Here is an 18,776-nt window from a genome sequence, read left to right as displayed (position 1 = left end):
TGTTAGAAATTATGTCCCAGCCTCTTTTTTACTTTAGTAGCTCATTCAACTATTAATAATCCTAAATATATAATCAACAACTATATTTATTTTATATAAATTAATATAATTTTTTAACTTAAAATAATTTGAATTATCACAAATGACATCACTATATAATAACGTTATAATATATATTAAAGGATGGGAGAAAGAATGGGTAAAAAACAAATTAGAAAAAATATCTTATCACAAATGAAAGACTTTGATAAAAAAAGTAAGCATAAAGCTGATATTTGGTTAATGAAACAATTAATTGAAAACGAAAAATTCAAAAATGCACATCGTATCGGTATATTTTTGTCTATGCCACACGAGATTAATACATACAATATTATTAATTTCGCTTTAGATAATGGAAAACAAATTTTTGTGCCCAATACAGATTACAGAAGTCGTAATATGAACTTTAAACAACTATTAGATTTGTCATCAATAGCTACCGATGATAAAGGCATTAATTATGTTAATGAAGATACATCTATTAGTAATGACATGGATTTACTTATTGTACCTGGAGTAGCTTTTCAAACAAATGGTTTTCGTATAGGGTATGGAGGAGGTTACTATGATAAATTTCTAAATCAACACGATATTAACTCAATTAGTCTTATATATGACTTCCAAATATCAGATTTCGATGTGGAAAAACATGATCAACCTGTAGATAATTTAATTATATGTAACACTAAATTTGGGAGGAATTAATGAATATTGATAAACTATATTGGAAATCAATTTATTATTGGATCAAATATTTTAACTATAAATTAGAACACACAGATAAAAATACAAATGAAATTTGGTTATTCAATAAGAAAAAAGAAGAACTTATTGTATTTAGAAAAGAAGTGAGTTCAACTCAAGAGATACGCTTCGACAAATCTAAAATAAATGATCATAAAGAGAATTTACAAAAAAAGTTAGGATTTAAAATTAAAAAAGTTGAGTTCTTCTACTTTTTAGAAACATCGATGAATATTGATAATTTCGATGAAACGCATCCTACTAAGTTGATTTATCATAGTATCACTAATAAAAAAGACTTAGAAAATACAATGCCTAATTTTATTTTAAAAAAACGCGTTAATAAAAAAGATAAAAAATCATCGTTAGATTATAAAAAGCGTGTACTTAATACGAACCTTGTTGATAAGTATATGATGATATTTTCACCAATGACTTATACACTTATAGCTATAAATGTCCTAGTATGGTTATATATGAAGATTTATCTAAATCATTTTTCAGATATTAAGCTACTAGATGTTGGGGGATTAGTACACTTCAATGTAGTGCACGGAGAGTGGTACCGTCTTATTACCTCGATGTTTTTACATTTTAATTTTGAACATATTTTAATGAATATGCTATCTTTATTCATTTTTGGTAAAATTGTAGAGACGATCGTTGGTCCATATAAAATGTTAGGTATCTATTTAATTTCTGGATTATTTGGAAACTTTGCTTCGTTATCCTTTAATATAAGTACAATATCTGTTGGTGCAAGTGGAGCCATTTTTGGTCTTATAGGGGCTATTTTAACGATGATGTACTTAAGTAAGACTTTTAATAAGAAAATGATAATACAATTGTTAGTTGTTGTATTAATATTGATTTTTGTCTCGCTATTTATGTCGAATATTAATTTAATGGCTCATTTAGGTGGTTTCATAGGTGGTATCCTTATGACATTAATAGGCTATTATTTTCATGAAAATCGTAATTTATTTTGGTTATTTTTAATTTTATTATTAGTACTTTTTGTTTTATTACAAATTAGAATATTTTCAATTAAAGAAGAAAATATTTACGATAAACTTATTAAAGACGAAATGATATCCTATAATTATGATGATGCTTTATCAATTGTTGAACATACAATCAATAAAGGATACGATGATGATGAAACATATTACTTAAAAGGTTTAATAACTGCTACTAAAAGTTCTAAAGCAGAGGCAATGGCTGATTGGGAAAGAGGCCTAAGAAGTCATCCTAACTCTGCATTATTAAACTATGAATTATCCATAGCTAATAGAGCATTAAATGATAACGATAAATCTTTAAAATATATAAAAAAAGCTTTGAAAATTGATGCCAATAACCAAAGCTATAAAAATTTAGAAAAAGAATTGAAAGATAGTAATGAATCGAAAAATTAACAATTTTTATGATGTCTTGCAACTTTTGAAACGTTATGGTTTTATTATATATTTTAAAGATAAAGAAGATATGTATGAAATGATGCAACAAGAAATACGTTCTCTTTACAATTATGATCTTTTAACAAATGAAGAATATCTAAAATGTATTTTAATAATTAATCAAAGAAGGAATGAGCATAAATGAAAAATATTATTTTAGCAGCTGATATAGGTGGAACAACATGTAAACTTGGTATCTTTGATACAAAATTAGAACGATTACATAAATGGTCTATTGAAACCGATACTTCAGACCATACAGGTCGAACTTTATTAAGGCAAGTCTTTGATTCTTTTAAAGAAGCAACTGAATCTTATCATTTTGATCTTCAAAATGTTATCGGAGTTGGTATAGGAGTTCCTGGTCCTGTTGATTTTGAAACGGGAATCGTACATGGGGCTGTTAATTTACATTGGCCTGGAAATGTAAATGTGAGAGAGATTTTTAGTGAATTTATAGATTGTCCTGTATATGTGGATAATGATGCAAATGTAGCTGCACTGGGTGAAAAGCATAAAGGTGCTGGTCAAGGTGCAAATGATGTAGTTGCTATTACACTTGGTACTGGTCTTGGTGGAGGCATCATTTCAAATGGTGAAATTGTACATGGTCATAATGGTTCAGGTGCAGAAATAGGTCATATTAGAACTGATTTTGATCAACGTTTTAATTGTAATTGTGGCAAATCAGGATGTATTGAAACTGTTGCTTCAGCTACTGGAGTGGTTAATTTAGTCAATTTTTATTATCCTAAACTAACTTTTAAATCATCTATTTTATCACTTATAAAAGAGAATAAAGTAACTGCTAAAGCTGTATTTGATGCAGCAAAAGCAGGAGATCAATTCTGTATATTTATAACAGAGAAGGTCGCAAATCATATCGCTTATTTATGTAGTATAATTAGTGCTACAAGCAATCCTAAATATATTGTTTTAGGTGGAGGAATGTCTACAGCTGGATTAATATTAATTGAAAATATTAAAACAGAATATCATAATTTAACATTTACTCCTGCTCAAAAAGATACTGAAATTGTCCAAGCAAAACTTGGAAATGATGCTGGTATCACTGGTGCTGCTGGACTAATAAAAACATATATAATTGAAAAGGATGGTGTTAAATAATGGCTATTATTGATGTAGTTGTTATACCAGTCGGAACGGAAGGTCCTAGTGTTAGTAAATATATTGCAGAAATCCAAACGAAACTAGAAGCATTTAAAAAGCAAGGTAAAATTGACTATCAATTAACCCCTATGAATACGCTTATCGAAGGTGATCTTAAAGATTTATTTGAAGTAGTTCAAGCAATTCACGAATTACCATTTGATAAAGGATTAGATAGAGTATGTACAAATATCCGTATTGATGATAGAAGAGATAAGTCTCGTAAAATGAATGATAAATTAAAATCTGTTCAAAAACATTTAGATAAACAAGGTGAATAATATGAGAATTTCTAATTTATCTTTAGGATTAGTTGATACAAACGCGTATTTTGTAGAAAGCGATAACAGTGTATTATTAGTTGATCCTGCTGGAGAATCTGATAAAATATTTAAGAAATTAAATCAAATCAATAAACCTTTAAAAGCAATACTACTTACACACGCTCATTTTGATCATATTGGTGCTTTAGACGATGTATTATCCAAATATGATGTACCTGTTTATATGCATAAAGAAGAATTTTCTTTCTTAACTGATCCTGAAAAAAATGGTTCTTCAAAATTTAAACAATATGGTATGCCACTCACTACTAGTAAAGCTCAACCAATTGCTTTAGATGAAGGTAATTTTACAATCGATGAATTTAAATTCAATGTTCTTCATACACCAGGTCATTCGCCAGGAAGTTTAACTTACGTTTTTGACGATTTTGCAGTAGTAGGAGATACATTATTTAATAACGGTATTGGAAGAACAGACTTATATAGAGGAGACTATGAAACATTAGTAGACTCAATTAAGGATAAATTATTTGAATTAGACGGAGATTTGCCTTTATTCCCAGGTCATGGTCAATACACTACGGTAGATGACGAACAACTCAATCCATATTTAGATGGACAATAAAAAAGTAATTTAAACACCTCTTACGTTTATATATGTAGGAGGTGTTTTTTTTGAAATTATTATTTCAAGAAATAATTAATAAAGCAATTTCAAAAAATGCAAGTGACGTACACTTTATTCCTTCAGAGGATAAAGTACATATTAAATTCAGAGTGAATGATATATTAGAGACATATGAAATGTTTAGTAATGACATTTATGAAAAATTATTAATTTATATGAAATTTAAAGCAAATTTAGATGTATCAACACATCAAATAGCTCAAAGTGGTAGATATACTTATCATGCTAAATCAATATTTTATTTAAGAATTTCTACTTTACCTTTGTCATTAGGAGTAGAAAGTTGTGTTATTAGACTTATCCCTCAATATTTCACTTCTAAAAGAGAGTATAAGGACTTTAATGACTTTAAATCTCTAATGAATAAAAAGCAAGGTCTCATTTTACTTACTGGTCCAACAGGTTCAGGTAAAAGTACTTTGATGTATCAATTAGTACTCTATGCTTTTCAAGAATTAAATTTAAATGTTATTACAATTGAAAATCCTGTTGAACAATTATTAAAAGGCATAACACAAGTGTCAGTAAATCATAAAGCCGGTATAGATTATGTTAGTTCATTTAAAGCAATATTAAGATGTGATCCAGATGTTATTTTAATTGGTGAAATTAGAGATGCTGAAGTGGCAAAATGTGTTATTCAAGCAAGTTTAAGTGGTCATTTAGTGTTAACTACTATGCATTCAAGCAATTGTAAGGGCGCAATACTCAGATTGTTAGAGATGGGGATTAGTGTTCAAGAAATTTCACAAGCAATAAATGTTATTTCAAATCAAAGATTAGTTACAACTACTTCAAATCAAAGAAAGCTTGTTTGTGAGTCTATTACAAATAATCAAATTCAATATTTTTTTGAACATAACCATACGCTTCCTAAGACATTTAATAATTTAAAAGAAAAATTGTTATCGCTATCGAAAGAAGGTCTTATATGTGAAGATGTGGTTGAAAAATATATTTAACAAACATTCTAAAGTTCTTAATGAAAACCAACAAATTATACTTCTAAATAATTTGAATAACTTACTTAAAAGTGGATTTACATTATTAGAAAGTTTTAATTTTATAAATTTGTATTTTAATTATAAAAATAAAGATATAGCAAATAAGATAGTTAAAATAATAAAAACAGGAGGAGAATGCGATCAAATATTAGAATTAATAGGCTATCCTAAATCTATTATCACTCAAATTCAATTTGCGCAGAAATATGGGAATATAAATGAAGCACTAGAGGAAGCAATGAATTATTTAAAAACAAATCTTCAAGCTAAACAACGAATATTAAAAGCTATTCAATATCCCATCATTTTAATTGCAATATTTATAACTATGTTAAGTATATTAAATTATACAGTTTTACCTCAATTTGAACATCTGTATTCAATGATGGATGTTAAACTCAATTTATCACAAACTATTATTACATATTTAATTAGTCATTTACCGCAAATTTTTCTTTTTGTTTTTTTTACTTTACTAACTTTATCCATCATTATATTTATCTTTCTTAATAAATTAGATATATCCAAAAAACTTACATTCATTTCTTACATACCAATTGTACGTTTTTATTATTCGACTATAAAAACATATCAACTTGCTAATGATTTAGCTTTATTTTATAAAAATGGTATTAGTATTCAACAAGTCGTAGATATGTACATTCATCTACAAAACAACTCATTTTTGAATTATATTGGTATCGTTATTCAAAATGAACTAAATAGAGGCATTAATTTACCCAATATTTTGATTAAAATACCATGTTATCAATATGATTTAATACAGTTTATTAAGCAAGGTGAGAAAAATAATAAATTAGATATTGAGTTGAAAATGTATTGTCAAATATTAATTCAAAGGCTCCAACAAACAGCTTTAAAACAGTCAAAAATTATCCAACCTATCGTATTTATATTCTTAGGAGCCTTTATAGTCAGCTTGTATCTAGTGATCATGTTACCCATGTTCCAACTTATGCAAAATATTAAGTAAAGTAAAATGGAGGTTTTTTATGAAAAAATTCAAAAATAAATTAAAAGCTTTTACTTTAATTGAGATGTTACTTGTACTATTAATAATTAGTGTTTTACTCATTCTTATTATTCCGAATATAGCTAAACAAATGTCACATATTCAATCAACAGGATGTGAAGCACAAGTGAAAATGGTCAATAGTCAAATTGAAGCTTATACTTTAAAACATAATAGAGTTCCTAATTCTATTGAGGACTTAGTAACTGAAGGGTTTATAAAACAAGGGCAATCATCTTGTAAGTCTGGAGAAACTATCAGTATTAAAAATGGAGAAGCAGTTGCAGAGTAAGAATATTAAAGCATTCACTTTTATAGAGAGCTTGTTAATCATTTTGATTTTAACAATCTTACTTAATGCAACTTTAAGGGTAAATGTATTTAACAATATTTCTTTGTCAGACGATTTAAAAGCAACACAATTTGTTAATCAATTAGAATATTTTAAATCTAAAGCGATGCATGATCATCAATCTATTACATTGTTAATTTCAAAACATTCCTCAATTATAAAAGTAATAGAAGCACATGGTGGGCGGTACAACTACAATATTGAAGATGGAAAAATAGTTGAAGTTAGAAATTTAGAGAAAATTACTTTTAATAAAGAAGGAAGAATAAATCAGTTTGGCTCTTTAATATTGAAAATCAATCAACATCAATATAAGTTGATTATTAATATTGAAAAAGGAAGAATTAGATATTTTAAAATTTAAAGCAGTGTTACTCATCGATAGTTTATTTAGCTTGTATATATTCACTACTATAGTTTTTACTTTAATTCCACTACTAATCAGTTTAAATCATACATTAAAAAGAGAATACCAAATTATTGAAATCAAGCAAACTATAATGAGTAGTATCAACCATTATGATAAAAAAACCCTTTCAAAAGGTATAAATTTAGGTGATTATCATATTAAACTTTATTCCAACAAAATATGTGGACTTCACAAAGAAACTGAAATCGAATCATGCGTTAAATATTAAATTAAAATCATTCACTTTAATAGAAATGTTAGTTTCATTATTTTTAACAACAATGATGTTAACATTTTTTCCTCAATTAATTAAATTGACTCATTCCTATTTATACGAGTCATATAATAGTTATCAAACAGAATATGCTTTTTTTCAGACAAATATAACTCAAATTATTTCGAAAAAGCATCATGCCCTTATAATTAAGGATAAACATACAATTATCATTGATAATGAATCGTCTAAAGATTATATAGAATTTAAAAACAACAAACTATTTTACAAAATTAATGGGAATGGCAATATCGTTTTACTAAATAACGTCATCAATGCAGAATTTCAAATTTTACCTTCTAACATCATAAAATTAAAACTAAAAATAGGTGATAAAAACGATTACTATGAAAAAAACTTATTTTTATAAAATGAAAGGATATATAAGTAGCTATACATTATTTATTCTTAGTATATATTTGATAATTATATCTACTTATTCTGCTCAATATAGTATAAAATTAAAAACAATACATAATATTCAAATATATTATGATAGTATAATAAGTGATAAACTTAAGAGAGGTGATTAGGATGACTCATTCTTATTTACCACTTATATTAACAGGCTTTATGGGTACTGGTAAAAGTACTATTGGCAAATATTTGGCTTCAAAATTACACTATTCATATATTGATTTAGATACATATATAGAAATGAAAGAATTTAAAACAATACCAGATATTTTTAATGAAATTGGTGAAAAAGGATTTCGTAAGTTAGAGTATAAATATTTAAATGATTGTATTGGTAAATATGATATTATATCAACCGGGGGAGGAATTATAGAAAACGATAATTCTATCTCACTTTTAAAAAATAAAACAGTTATTTGGTTAGATTGTGATATAGATATTATCTATAATAGAATTGCTAATGATCCACATAGACCAAATGCGAAAAACAAAAGTGAAAAACAATTAAAAGACTTGTATTTATCGAGAGTTTCAAGATATAATGAAATCGCATCCAAAAAAGTAGATAGTAGTAAAACAATTGAATGTGTATATAAAACAATTTTAAATCATATACCATGCGAATGATCAGTATTAGAGAGAATAACTTGAACTGATTCTATAGTTGTTTTGAAATTATGTCATGTTATCGCCGAAGGTGCAAGTAAACTACGAAACTCTCAGGCAAAAGGATAATACTGTTACGCAGTCCTGGATTTGTTATTTAGACAGGGTAGCTTCTGCTACTCTGCTTTTTTTATAAAAAAATAGGGGGTTTTTAAATGACAAACGAATTAAAAAAGACACCATTATATGAAACTTATGTAAATAGTGGTGCTAAAATAGTTGAATTCGGTGGGTGGGCTATGCCTGTTCAATTTACTAGTATTAAAGAAGAACATAACGCAGTTAGATACAAAGTAGGTATGTTCGATGTAAGTCATATGGGAGAAATTTTAATAGAAGGTGAAAATGCTAGTAAATTTGTTCAATATTTACTTTCGAATGATACTACTAATTTATCTGAAACTAAAGCTCAATATACAGCTTTATGTAATGATGAGGGTGGTATTATTGATGATTTAGTAACATATAAAATTGCTGATAACAAATACTTATTAATTGTTAATGCAGCCAATACTGATAAGGATTTCGAATGGATTCAAAAACATCAATCTAAATTTAATGCTACTGTAACAAATGTGTCTGAACAGTATGGTCAATTAGCGGTTCAAGGCCCTCAAGCAAGAACTTTAGTAAGTGAACTTGTTGATATTGATGTAAGTGAAATGAAGCCTTTTGAATTCAAACAAAATGTAACTATTTTTGGAAAAAATGTTATCTTATCTCAATCTGGATATACAGGTGAAGATGGTTTTGAAATTTATTGTAATTCAAATGATACAGTTGACATTTGGAATGGTTTTATTGATAAAGGCGTTGTACCTTGTGGTTTAGGTGCAAGAGATACACTTAGATTAGAAGCTGGTTTACCTCTTCATGGACAAGATCTCACTGAATCAATTACGCCTTATGAAGGTGGAATTGCTTTTGCTGCTAAACCTTTAATTGAAGATGAATTTATTGGTAAATCTGTTTTAAAAGATCAAAAAGAGAATGGGTCAAAACGACGTACTGTAGGTTTAGAACTTATAGATAAAGGCATTGCAAGAACGGGTTATACAGTAATGAATCTTGACGGAAAAGAAATAGGTGAAATTACTTCAGGAACTCAATCACCTTCTTCAGGAAAATCAATTGCTATGGCTATTATTGATCGTGATGAATTTGAGTTAGGTAAAGAATTACTAGTTCAAGTTCGTAAAAGACAATTAAAAGCTAAAATTGTTAAGAAAAATCAAATCGAAAAATAACTAAGGGGTGTGCAATGTGAGTCATCGTTATATACCATTAACTGATAAAGATAAAAAAGAAATGTTAGAAACAATTGGAGCAAATTCAATTACCGAGCTCTTTGGAGATATTCCAAAAGATATTTTACTTAATAGAGATTTGAATATAGATAGTGCAGAAGCTGAAACTTCACTTTTAAGAAGATTGAATACTATTGCAAATAAAAATATTACTAAAGAAACACATGTGAGTTTTTTAGGTGCAGGAGTATATGATCATTACACACCTGCAGTAGTAGACGCTATGATTTCTCGTTCTGAATTTTATACTGCTTATACACCTTATCAACCTGAAATTTCTCAAGGTGAACTACAAGCAATTTTTGAATTCCAAACATTAATTTGTGAACTTACTCAAATGGATGTCGCAAATTCGTCTATGTATGATGGCATAACTAGCTTTGCCGAAGCTTGTATATTAGCTTTTAATCATACTAAAAAGAACAAAATTGTAGTATCTAAAGGTCTCCATTATCAGGCTCTACAAGTATTAAAAACGTATATTAAAGTAAGAAAAGAATTTGAAATTGTTGAAGTTGATTTAAATGGAACGATTACTGACCTAGAAAAATTAGAACAAGCAATTGATGATGATACTGCAGCAGTTGCTGTACAATATCCTAACTTCTATGGATCAATTGAAGATTTAGAAAAAATTCATTCTTATATTGAAAATAAAAAAGCGTTATTCATTGTTTATTCTAACCCATTAGCATTAGGCGTTTTAACACCTCCAGGCCAATTTGGAGCAGATATTGTTGTTGGTGATACACAACCATTTGGTATTCCTACTCAATTTGGCGGTCCTCATTGTGGTTACTTTGCTACTACTAAAAAGTTAATGCGTAAAGTTCCTGGCAGATTAGTAGGACAAACGCAAGATGATGAAGGTAATAGAGGGTTTGTTCTTACTTTACAAGCTCGTGAACAACATATTCGTCGTGATAAAGCCACATCAAATATTTGTTCAAATCAAGCATTGAATGCTTTAGCATCCTCAATTGCTATGTCAGCTCTTGGTAAACAAGGTATTTATGATATTGCGGTTCAAAACTTAGAACATGCTAATTATGCTAAAAATCAATTTAAAAACAACGGTTTTGAAGTCCTAGATGGTACATCTTTTAATGAATTTGTTGTTAAGTTTAATCAACCTATCAAAGATGTAAATAAAAAATTAGCAGAACATGGTTTCATCGGAGGCTTTGACTTAGGTGAAGCTTCATCAGACTTTGACAATTATATGTTAATTGCTGTTACTGAATTAAGAACGAAAGAAGAGATTGATACATTTGTTGAGAAAGCTGGTGAGCTAAATGGTAGTAAGTAAATCTAGTCCATTAATTTTTGAAAGATCTAGAGAAGGTAGATATGCATATTCTTTACCACAAAGTGATATTAAAACAGACTCTGTTGAGAGTATTTTAGATGATAAATTTATTCGTAAAAATAAAGCAGAGTTTCCTGAGGTGGCAGAATTAGATTTAGTACGTCATTACACGGAACTTTCGAATAAAAACTTTGGGGTAGATTCTGGATTTTATCCCTTAGGTTCTTGTACTATGAAATATAATCCAAAAATCAACGAAAAAGTTGCTCGTATTTCTGGATTTGCAGAATCTCATCCACTACAAGAGGAAGAACAAATTCAAGGTTCATTAGAAATTATTTATAGTTTACAAGAAGAACTAAAAGAAATTACAGGTATGGATGAAGTAACTCTACAACCAGCAGCAGGTGCTCATGGTGAGTGGACAGCTTTAATGATTTTTAAAGCATATCATATAAAAAATGGTGAGGGCCATCGTAATGAAGTTATTGTTCCAGACTCTGCACATGGTACAAACCCTGCATCAGCTTCATTTGCCGGATTTAAATCAGTAACTGTTAAATCTAATGAACGCGGTGAAGTTGATATCGAAGACTTAAAGCGTGTCGTTAATGAAAATACCGCTGCTATTATGTTAACTAACCCAAATACTTTAGGTATCTTTGAGAAAAATATTATGGACATTCGTGAAATTGTTCATGAAGCAGGCGGGTTACTCTATTACGATGGAGCAAACTTAAATGCTATTATGGATAAAGTTCGTCCTGGAGATATGGGATTTGATGCTGTGCACCTAAACTTGCATAAAACATTCACAGGTCCTCATGGCGGTGGTGGCCCTGGTTCAGGTCCAGTCGGCGTAAAAAAAGAATTAGCAAGTTATTTACCAAAACCAATGGTGATTAAAGACGGTGATACATTTAAATATGATAATGATATTGAAAATTCAATCGGTCGAGTAAAACCATTTTATGGTAACTTTGGTATTTATTTAAGAGCTTATACGTATATTAGAACGATGGGTGCACAAGGATTAAAAGAAGTGTCTGAAGCAGCTGTCTTAAATGCGAACTACATTAAAGCTCGATTAAAAGATCGTTATGAAATCCCTTATGAACAATATTGTAAACATGAATTTGTCTTAAGTGGATCTAAACAAAAAGAATATGGTGTCCGTACTCTAGATATGGCAAAACGTTTACTAGACTTTGGCGTACATCCACCAACAATTTACTTCCCGCTAAATGTGGAAGAAGGTATGATGATTGAACCAACCGAAACTGAATCTAAAGAAACTTTAGACTACTTCATTGATGCAATGCTTCAAATTGCAGATGAAGTTGAAAGTGATCCTGATAAAGTATTAGAAGCACCTCATACAACTATCATTGATAGATTGGATGAAACAACTGCAGCTCGTAAACCAATTCTTAAATTTGAAGATTTACATCAAGAAAAACTTTAATATTGTAAATAATTTAATGAATGATTTAATTATCAGAAATAATAAAACTCTCAAGAAATTTCTTGAGAGTTTTATTTCTGATAATTATTTTTTAGTTTTAATTTTACCAGTCCATTTTTTATAGCCGCCTTTAAGCATGTATAAATCTTTATATCCATTTTTTTTCAAAATGCGAGCAACACGATAACTGGCAATACCATTTGCATCACAAAGATATACAGGTTGATCTTTACGTAAACCTTGAAATCTTTGTCTAAACATAGATATTGGAATATTGCGAGCACCATTAATATGACCATAATCATAATCAACTTTTTCACGTACATCAATGACTTGAGCTTTTCTTAAACCTTTATGAAATTCGTTTTGATCTAGTTCAGTTACAGCTCGTCGATTAAGAAAGAAATTTCCAACCATGTAAAGGATTATTAAAACTATAATTATTAATGCTATAATCAAAGATACATTCATATTGCATCCTCCCTAATTAACCGTTATTATTAATTATAAAGGTGTTAGCTCAATTTATCAAAAATTTTTTATTGTTTCATATTTCTAATACATTCTAAAGTAACATTAACGTTGAATTTATATAAATTAAGTTGTGATTGGAGTTTTTATATGACTGAAACATGGAATTTTATCAATACTGGGAGCCATGATCCTTATTATAATATGGCAATGGATGAAGCCTTATTAAATTTTGTTTCAAGAGGGGAAATTGATCCTGTAGTTAGATTTTATACTTGGAATCCTGCTACCTTATCTGTAGGTTATTTTCAAAGATTAAAAAAAGAAATTGATATCGATAAAGTGAAAGAAAAAGGATTTGGTTTAGTTCGCCGTCAAACTGGTGGTAGAGGCGTTCTACATGACAAAGAATTAACATATAGTGTTATCGTACCTGAATCTCATCCAAATATGCCTTCTACAATTACTGAAGCCTACCGTGTCATTTCAGAAGGACTTTTAGAAGGCTTTAAATTATTAGGATTTGATGCTTATTTTGCTATTCCACGTTCTAAAGAAGAGAGAGAAAAATTAAAACAACCAAGAAGTGCCGTTTGCTTTGATGCCCCAAGTTGGTATGAATTGGTCGTTGAAGGACGTAAAATTGCAGGTAGTGCACAAACACGTCAAAAGGGTGTTATTCTTCAACATGGGTCACTACTTCAAGATGTAGATGTAGACGAATTATTTGATATGTTTATTTTTAAGAATGATCGCTTGAAAGAAAAAATGAAAAAAGCTTTTGTAGATAAAGCTGTAGCAATAAATGATATATCAGATAGACACATCTCTATTGAAGAAATGGAAAAAGCATTTGAAGAAGGATTTAAAAAAGGTTTAAATATCGAATTTAAACCACTATCTCTAACTGAAAATCAATTAGCCGAAGTAAAAGTTCTTGAAGAAAAATATCGTTCAGAAGAGTGGTTATATAAAAAATAGATATAAAACAAGGAGGCTTAAGAGTACTAATACTCTTGAACCTCCTTGTTTTTATTTTCTTTGTCTTTTTTTATATTTTCGGACTGCTCTTCGATATTTTCTCTGATCTTCTGTAAGGAAGAAGAAATAATAGATAAAGTAAATAATAAGAGCAATCATTATAAGTGTGAAAATTGTTTTCATGAACGACATTACAAAAATATTTAGATTTAGCAGTAAACCTATAGCTGCTATAATTAAAACGAAATAAAATATAATATTTTTCAACTAAAAAACTCCTATTTTATGAACTACTAGAAACATTAATTTGTGATAACTTCATCTTACCTTGATTTATTTTCTTTTTATTGTTAGATTCATAGCCATTTTTAATATCTTTAAAAGCAGATTGAAGATTTTTGTTTATTTGTTTAATAGTTTTATCTTCGTTAGTATTATCATTTGATATATTACTTTTATCTGTATCACTTTTATATTTGCTATAGGCATCATCTATATCATTTGATAATGAATTTAGCTTTTCAAGATTTTGATTTTTATCATCTTTTTTAGTTTTATTTAAATCAAGTTGATTAAATTTATCGATAATCTTAGCAATATCTTGATAATAATTTGAAGAAGCTTGTAAAAAATTAGCTTCATTATTATTATCAACAGTTTTAGATACATTCTTTTTATCTTTATTTAATGCTTCTAACTGAGATTTTTGATTATTTATATCTTGATTTAGTTGTTGAATTTTTAATTTTAAATTATGATTCTCATCTCTTAAATTAGTTGTTTTATCTTCTAAAGGTCCTAAATTTTGAGAGCCACAGCCAACCAAAAACAAAGAAGCTCCTAAAATCGTTAATAATCTTTTCATGTAAATCTCCCTAAATCAAAATATCTTTAATATTTTAAGTATGTTATTATTTTAATGTATATAATAAAAATGTACAAACGTTATACAAGGAGTGGGTTAAATGGATAAATTAGCTAAAGTTCGTCATATATTAGAAAGTGAAAATCTTGATGCTCTTGTTATATTATCTGACTATAATAGACGTTATATTTCTGATTTCACTGGAACAAGTGGCGCTTTAATCATTTCTAATAATGAAAATAAGTTGATTACAGATTTCCGTTATATTGAACAAGCCACAAATCAAGCCACTCACTTTGAAATTGTAAATCGACGTAGTGGGATTATTGATGAGATAAAAGAAATTATAAAAAACAAGCAGTATAAAACAGTAGGTTTTGAAGGTCATTTAGTTAGCTATGATACGTTTCAAGAATTAAGCCAAATTGATACGAAGTACGTAAGTATAGGCAATGCCATTGAAAAAATTAGAGAAATTAAATCACCTGAAGAAATCGCTAAAATAAAATATGCGGCTAAGATCGTGGATGATACTTATAACTACATTTTAAATATTGCAAAAGTTGGAATGACTGAAAGAGAGTTAAAAGCATTGCTTGAAAGTAAAATGTTAGAACTAGGCGCTGATGGTCCATCATTTGATACAATCGTTGCTTCTGGTTATAGAGGGGCTTTGCCTCATGGAGTTGCTAGTGATAAAGTAATCGAAAAAGGTGACATGATTACTCTTGACTTTGGTGCATATTATAGAGGATACTGTTCAGATATTACTAGAACATTTGCGATTGGTGAACCTGATAAAAAATTGAAAGAAATCTATAATATCGTGCTTCAATCTCAAATAAAGGCAATTGAAGAAATCAAGCCAGGTATGACAACTAAGGAAGTTGATGCATTATCTAGAGATTATATTAAAGCACATGGTTATGGTAATGAATTTGGTCATTCTTTAGGTCATGGTATTGGTTTGGATATTCATGAAGGTCCAGTATTATCTAAAAATACTAATGATACAGTTCAAGTTAATAATTGTGTTACTATTGAACCAGGTATTTATGTAGATGGTCTTGGTGGAGTGCGTATAGAAGATGACATTTTAATTACTGAAAATGGGTGTGAAGTCTTTACTAAATGCACAAAAGACCTTATTATTTTATAGTAAGCGTATAATTGAGGAGGAAACTGAATGATTTCGGTTAATGATTTTAAAACAGGTTTAACTATTTCAGTAGATAATGGAATTTGGAAAGTAATTGATTTCCAACACGTAAAACCAGGTAAAGGTTCTGCTTTTGTTCGTTCTAAATTACGTAATTTAAGAACAGGCGCTATTCAAGAAAAAACTTTCCGAGCTGGTGAAAAAGTAGAACAAGCGATGATTGAAAATCGTCGTATGCAATATTTATATGCTGATGGAGATACTCATGTCTTCATGGATAATGAAACATTTGATCAAACAGAATTATCTGGCGATTACTTAAAAGATGAATTAAAATATTTAAAAGCGAATATGGAAGTTCAAATTCAGTCATATGAAGGTGAAACGATTGGTATTGAATTACCAAAAACTGTTGAACTTGAAGTTACTGAAACAGAGCCAGGTATTAAAGGTGATACTGCAACTGGTGCTACAAAATCTGCTACAGTTGAAACCGGTTATACTTTAAATGTACCATTATTCGTTAATGAAGGCGATGTGTTAGTTATTAATACAAGCGATGGTAGTTACATTTCAAGAGCATAATTAATAATTTTAAAATTTTAAATTAAAACAGGTTAATGCATATTTAATTATGGATTAACCTGTTTTTATATAAATAATGAAAAAGAATAATCAATATTTTAGTATCTAAGTTTTAATATAAATTTACTATATTATAATTACTTATATACTTTTTTAATCATAAGTTAGATCTCAGTTAAATGAACACGCTTGAATTGATTTTCACACTCAAGTAAAATAGATGGGTAGATGAAAACTAAGTCGAGGAGTCATTAAATTATGAACTTTAAAGAAATTAAAGAATTAATTCAAATTCTTGATGAATCAAGTTTAACTGAAATTAATATAGAAGATAATAAAGGTAGCGTAGTTAATTTAAAAAAACAAAAAGAAACTGAAATTATTACGCCTCAATATTCACAACAACCAACAGTGATGGCATCTCAACCATCTGTACAAACACCAATGGCAAATGAAATGTCTCAAACTAGTGAAGTAAACCAAGAAAATGAAATGTCAAACTACGAAACAATTAATGCCCCGATGGTAGGGACTTTTTATAAATCTCCATCACCTGAAGAGGAAGCTTATGTACAAGTTGGGGATAAAGTCACTAATGATTCAACTGTATGTATCTTAGAAGCCATGAAATTATTTAATGAAATTCAAGCAGAAGTCACAGGAGAAATCGTTGAAATTTTAGTGGAAGACGGACAAATGGTAGAGTATGGCCAGCCGTTATTTAAGGTGAAATAATGAAAAAAGTATTAATCGCAAATCGTGGTGAGATTGCAGTTAGAATTATTAGAGCTTGTCATGATTTAGGTATTCAAACTGTTGCTATATATTCTGAGGGAGATAAAGATGCATTACATACTCAAATCGCTGATGAAGCATATTGTGTCGGTCCAACTCAGTCTAAAGATTCATATTTAAATATTCCAAACATCCTATCTATAGCGACTTCAACAGGATGTGATGCAATTCATCCAGGTTATGGCTTTTTAGCCGAAAATGGTGATTTCGCTGAACTTTGTGAAGCTTGCCAATTAAAATTTATTGGACCAAGTTATCAATCCATTCAAAAAATGGGTATTAAAGATGTAGCTAAAGCTGAAATGATAGCAGCTAACGTGCCTGTAGTACCAGGAAGTGATGGATTAATTGATTCGATTGAAGATGCTAAAAAAGTGGCTAAACAGATAGGATATCCAGTTATTATTAAAGCTACTGCTGGTGGCGGAGGTAAAGGAATTCGCGTTGCACGAAATGAGAACGATTTAGAAAATGGTTACCGTATGACACAACAAGAAGCGCAAACAGCTTTCGGTAATGGTGGATTATACTTAGAAAAATTCATTGAAAATTTCCGTCATATTGAAATTCAAGTGATTGGTGATCAATTCGGTAATGTAATTCATTTAGGCGAACGTGACTGCACAATTCAAAGACGTATGCAAAAATTAGTAGAAGAGTCACCTTCGCCAATACTTACAGATGAAAAACGTAAAGAGATGGGTAAAGCCGCTATTCGCGCAGCTAAAGCAGTGAATTATGAAAATGCTGGTACTATAGAATTCATATATGATTTAAATGAAAATAAATTCTATTTTATGGAAATGAATACACGAATTCAAGTAGAACATCCAGTTACTGAAATGGTAACCGGTGTAGACTTAGTGAAATTGCAATTAAAAGTTGCTATGGGAGAACCGCTACCTTATAAGCAAGATGATATTACAATAAATGGCCATGCCATTGAATATAGAATTAATGCTGAAAATCCTTATAAAAATTTTATGCCTTCACCAGGTAAAATTACACAATACCTTGCGCCAGGAGGATACGGAGTAAGAATCGAATCAGCATGTTATACAAACTATACGATTCCACCTTATTATGACTCAATGGTAGCAAAATTGATTGTGCATGAACCTACCAGAGATGAAGCAATAATGACTGGGATTCGAGCACTAAGTGAATATTTAATTCTAGGAATAGATACAACAATTCCATTCCATCTTAAATTAATGAATAATGATATTTTTAAATCTGGAGATTATAATACAAACTTTTTAGAAAAGTATAATATTATGGCTGAGAGTGAATAGG

General features: G+C 29.1%; 23 protein-coding genes and 1 riboswitch. Of the genes, 20 read left to right on the top strand and 3 right to left on the bottom strand.

Going from position 1 to position 18,776, the window contains the following annotated elements:
* The first annotated feature begins 195 nt into the window (after nt 1-195).
* From HMPREF3131_RS03240 to gcvPB, 15 genes are all read left to right on the top strand, one after another.
* Nucleotides 196-747, top strand: coding sequence for a 5-formyltetrahydrofolate cyclo-ligase (locus tag HMPREF3131_RS03240; protein ID WP_017176231.1), 552 nt, complete (start codon nt 196-198; stop codon nt 745-747).
* Nucleotides 747-2,204 (top strand): rhomboid family protein, encoded by a 1,458-nt coding sequence (locus tag HMPREF3131_RS03235; RefSeq protein ID WP_070436457.1) that lies wholly within the window; start codon nt 747-749, stop codon nt 2,202-2,204. Before HMPREF3131_RS03240 ends, HMPREF3131_RS03235 begins: the two co-directional genes overlap by 1 nt.
* Nucleotides 2,188-2,391, top strand: a complete 204-nt coding sequence (locus tag HMPREF3131_RS03230; protein WP_017176233.1) for a YqgQ family protein — start codon at nt 2,188-2,190, stop codon at nt 2,389-2,391. The genes HMPREF3131_RS03235 and HMPREF3131_RS03230 overlap by 17 nt, the downstream gene beginning before the upstream one ends.
* Nucleotides 2,388-3,374, top strand: coding sequence for an ROK family glucokinase (locus HMPREF3131_RS03225; protein ID WP_002449785.1), 987 nt, complete (start codon nt 2,388-2,390; stop codon nt 3,372-3,374). Before HMPREF3131_RS03230 ends, HMPREF3131_RS03225 begins: the two co-directional genes overlap by 4 nt.
* A complete protein-coding gene (locus tag HMPREF3131_RS03220) occupies nt 3,374-3,697 on the top strand; it encodes an MTH1187 family thiamine-binding protein (RefSeq protein WP_017176234.1) in 324 nt (107 codons plus the stop codon). Before HMPREF3131_RS03225 ends, HMPREF3131_RS03220 begins: the two co-directional genes overlap by 1 nt.
* Before the next feature lies 1 nt (nt 3,698).
* Complete coding sequence (locus HMPREF3131_RS03215) at nt 3,699-4,325, top strand: MBL fold metallo-hydrolase (RefSeq protein ID WP_017176235.1); 627 nt, start codon at nt 3,699-3,701, stop codon at nt 4,323-4,325.
* A 50-nt stretch (nt 4,326-4,375) separates the two neighbouring features.
* Nucleotides 4,376-5,350, top strand: a complete 975-nt coding sequence (gene comGA, locus HMPREF3131_RS03210; RefSeq protein ID WP_017176236.1) for a competence type IV pilus ATPase ComGA — start codon at nt 4,376-4,378, stop codon at nt 5,348-5,350.
* The gene (gene comGB, locus HMPREF3131_RS03205) at nt 5,328-6,386 is read left to right on the top strand and encodes a competence type IV pilus assembly protein ComGB (RefSeq protein ID WP_048681721.1); all 1,059 of its coding nucleotides are present in this window, start codon (nt 5,328-5,330) and stop codon (nt 6,384-6,386) included. The genes comGA and comGB overlap by 23 nt, the downstream gene beginning before the upstream one ends.
* Before the next feature lie 19 nt (nt 6,387-6,405).
* Nucleotides 6,406-6,717, top strand: coding sequence for a competence type IV pilus major pilin ComGC (gene comGC / locus HMPREF3131_RS03200; protein WP_017176238.1), 312 nt, complete (start codon nt 6,406-6,408; stop codon nt 6,715-6,717).
* Nucleotides 6,707-7,141 (top strand): competence type IV pilus minor pilin ComGD, encoded by a 435-nt coding sequence (gene comGD / locus HMPREF3131_RS03195; protein WP_017176239.1) that lies wholly within the window; start codon nt 6,707-6,709, stop codon nt 7,139-7,141. Before comGC ends, comGD begins: the two co-directional genes overlap by 11 nt.
* 191 nt (nt 7,142-7,332) lie before the next feature.
* Nucleotides 7,333-7,830, top strand: coding sequence for a competence protein ComG (locus HMPREF3131_RS03190; protein WP_017176240.1), 498 nt, complete (start codon nt 7,333-7,335; stop codon nt 7,828-7,830).
* A 164-nt stretch (nt 7,831-7,994) separates the two neighbouring features.
* Nucleotides 7,995-8,504, top strand: coding sequence for a shikimate kinase (locus tag HMPREF3131_RS03180; protein WP_017176242.1), 510 nt, complete (start codon nt 7,995-7,997; stop codon nt 8,502-8,504).
* A riboswitch (glycine riboswitch) is annotated at nt 8,501-8,622 on the top strand. Its footprint overlaps the gene before it by 4 nt.
* A gap of 76 nt (nt 8,623-8,698) precedes the next feature.
* The gene (gene gcvT, locus HMPREF3131_RS03175) at nt 8,699-9,790 is read left to right on the top strand and encodes a glycine cleavage system aminomethyltransferase GcvT (RefSeq protein WP_017176243.1); all 1,092 of its coding nucleotides are present in this window, start codon (nt 8,699-8,701) and stop codon (nt 9,788-9,790) included.
* 16 nt (nt 9,791-9,806) lie between these two features.
* On the top strand, nt 9,807-11,159 hold the full coding sequence (gene gcvPA, locus HMPREF3131_RS03170; protein WP_017176244.1) for an aminomethyl-transferring glycine dehydrogenase subunit GcvPA: 1,353 nt from the start codon (nt 9,807-9,809) through the stop codon (nt 11,157-11,159).
* Nucleotides 11,146-12,624: an aminomethyl-transferring glycine dehydrogenase subunit GcvPB gene (gcvPB, locus tag HMPREF3131_RS03165; protein WP_017176245.1), complete on the top strand. Its 1,479-nt coding sequence runs from the start codon at nt 11,146-11,148 to the stop codon at nt 12,622-12,624. The genes gcvPA and gcvPB overlap by 14 nt, the downstream gene beginning before the upstream one ends.
* 84 nt (nt 12,625-12,708) lie before the next feature.
* On the opposite strand, the gene HMPREF3131_RS03160 is transcribed toward gcvPB, so the two are convergent.
* Nucleotides 12,709-13,095, bottom strand: coding sequence for a rhodanese-like domain-containing protein (locus tag HMPREF3131_RS03160; protein ID WP_070436456.1), 387 nt, complete (start codon nt 13,093-13,095; stop codon nt 12,709-12,711).
* Between the two features lie 150 nt (nt 13,096-13,245).
* Between HMPREF3131_RS03160 and HMPREF3131_RS03155 the strand changes: the two genes are divergently transcribed.
* Nucleotides 13,246-14,076, top strand: a complete 831-nt coding sequence (locus HMPREF3131_RS03155; protein WP_017176246.1) for a lipoate--protein ligase family protein — start codon at nt 13,246-13,248, stop codon at nt 14,074-14,076.
* Nucleotides 14,077-14,127: 51 nt separating this feature from the next.
* Here HMPREF3131_RS03155 and HMPREF3131_RS11455 read toward each other — a convergent pair whose 3' ends face one another.
* Nucleotides 14,128-14,343 (bottom strand): SA1362 family protein, encoded by a 216-nt coding sequence (locus HMPREF3131_RS11455; protein WP_017176247.1) that lies wholly within the window; start codon nt 14,341-14,343, stop codon nt 14,128-14,130.
* Between the two features lie 16 nt (nt 14,344-14,359).
* Entirely contained in the window at nt 14,360-14,941 is a 582-nt protein-coding gene (locus HMPREF3131_RS03145; protein ID WP_017176248.1) for a putative periplasmic lipoprotein, read from the bottom strand.
* Between the two features lie 100 nt (nt 14,942-15,041).
* Here HMPREF3131_RS03145 and HMPREF3131_RS03140 point away from each other — a divergent pair, with 100 nt between their 5' ends.
* The 4 genes from HMPREF3131_RS03140 (at nt 15,042) to accC (ending at nt 18,775) form a co-directional block, all read left to right on the top strand.
* Nucleotides 15,042-16,100, top strand: a complete 1,059-nt coding sequence (locus HMPREF3131_RS03140) for a M24 family metallopeptidase (RefSeq protein WP_061544221.1) — start codon at nt 15,042-15,044, stop codon at nt 16,098-16,100.
* 27 nt (nt 16,101-16,127) lie between these two features.
* Nucleotides 16,128-16,685, top strand: coding sequence for an elongation factor P (gene efp, locus HMPREF3131_RS03135; protein ID WP_002449752.1), 558 nt, complete (start codon nt 16,128-16,130; stop codon nt 16,683-16,685).
* Nucleotides 16,686-16,943: 258 nt separating this feature from the next.
* Nucleotides 16,944-17,420, top strand: coding sequence for an acetyl-CoA carboxylase biotin carboxyl carrier protein (gene accB / locus HMPREF3131_RS03130; RefSeq protein ID WP_019835214.1), 477 nt, complete (start codon nt 16,944-16,946; stop codon nt 17,418-17,420).
* Nucleotides 17,420-18,775, top strand: coding sequence for an acetyl-CoA carboxylase biotin carboxylase subunit (accC, locus tag HMPREF3131_RS03125; protein ID WP_017176250.1), 1,356 nt, complete (start codon nt 17,420-17,422; stop codon nt 18,773-18,775). Before accB ends, accC begins: the two co-directional genes overlap by 1 nt.
* The last annotated feature ends 1 nt before the right edge of the window (nt 18,776 follow it).

The organism is Staphylococcus sp. HMSC14C01, assembly GCF_001808085.1.
Classification (GTDB): domain Bacteria; phylum Bacillota; class Bacilli; order Staphylococcales; family Staphylococcaceae; genus Staphylococcus; species Staphylococcus hominis.
This window is presented reverse-complemented; position numbering and strand designations above follow the sequence as displayed.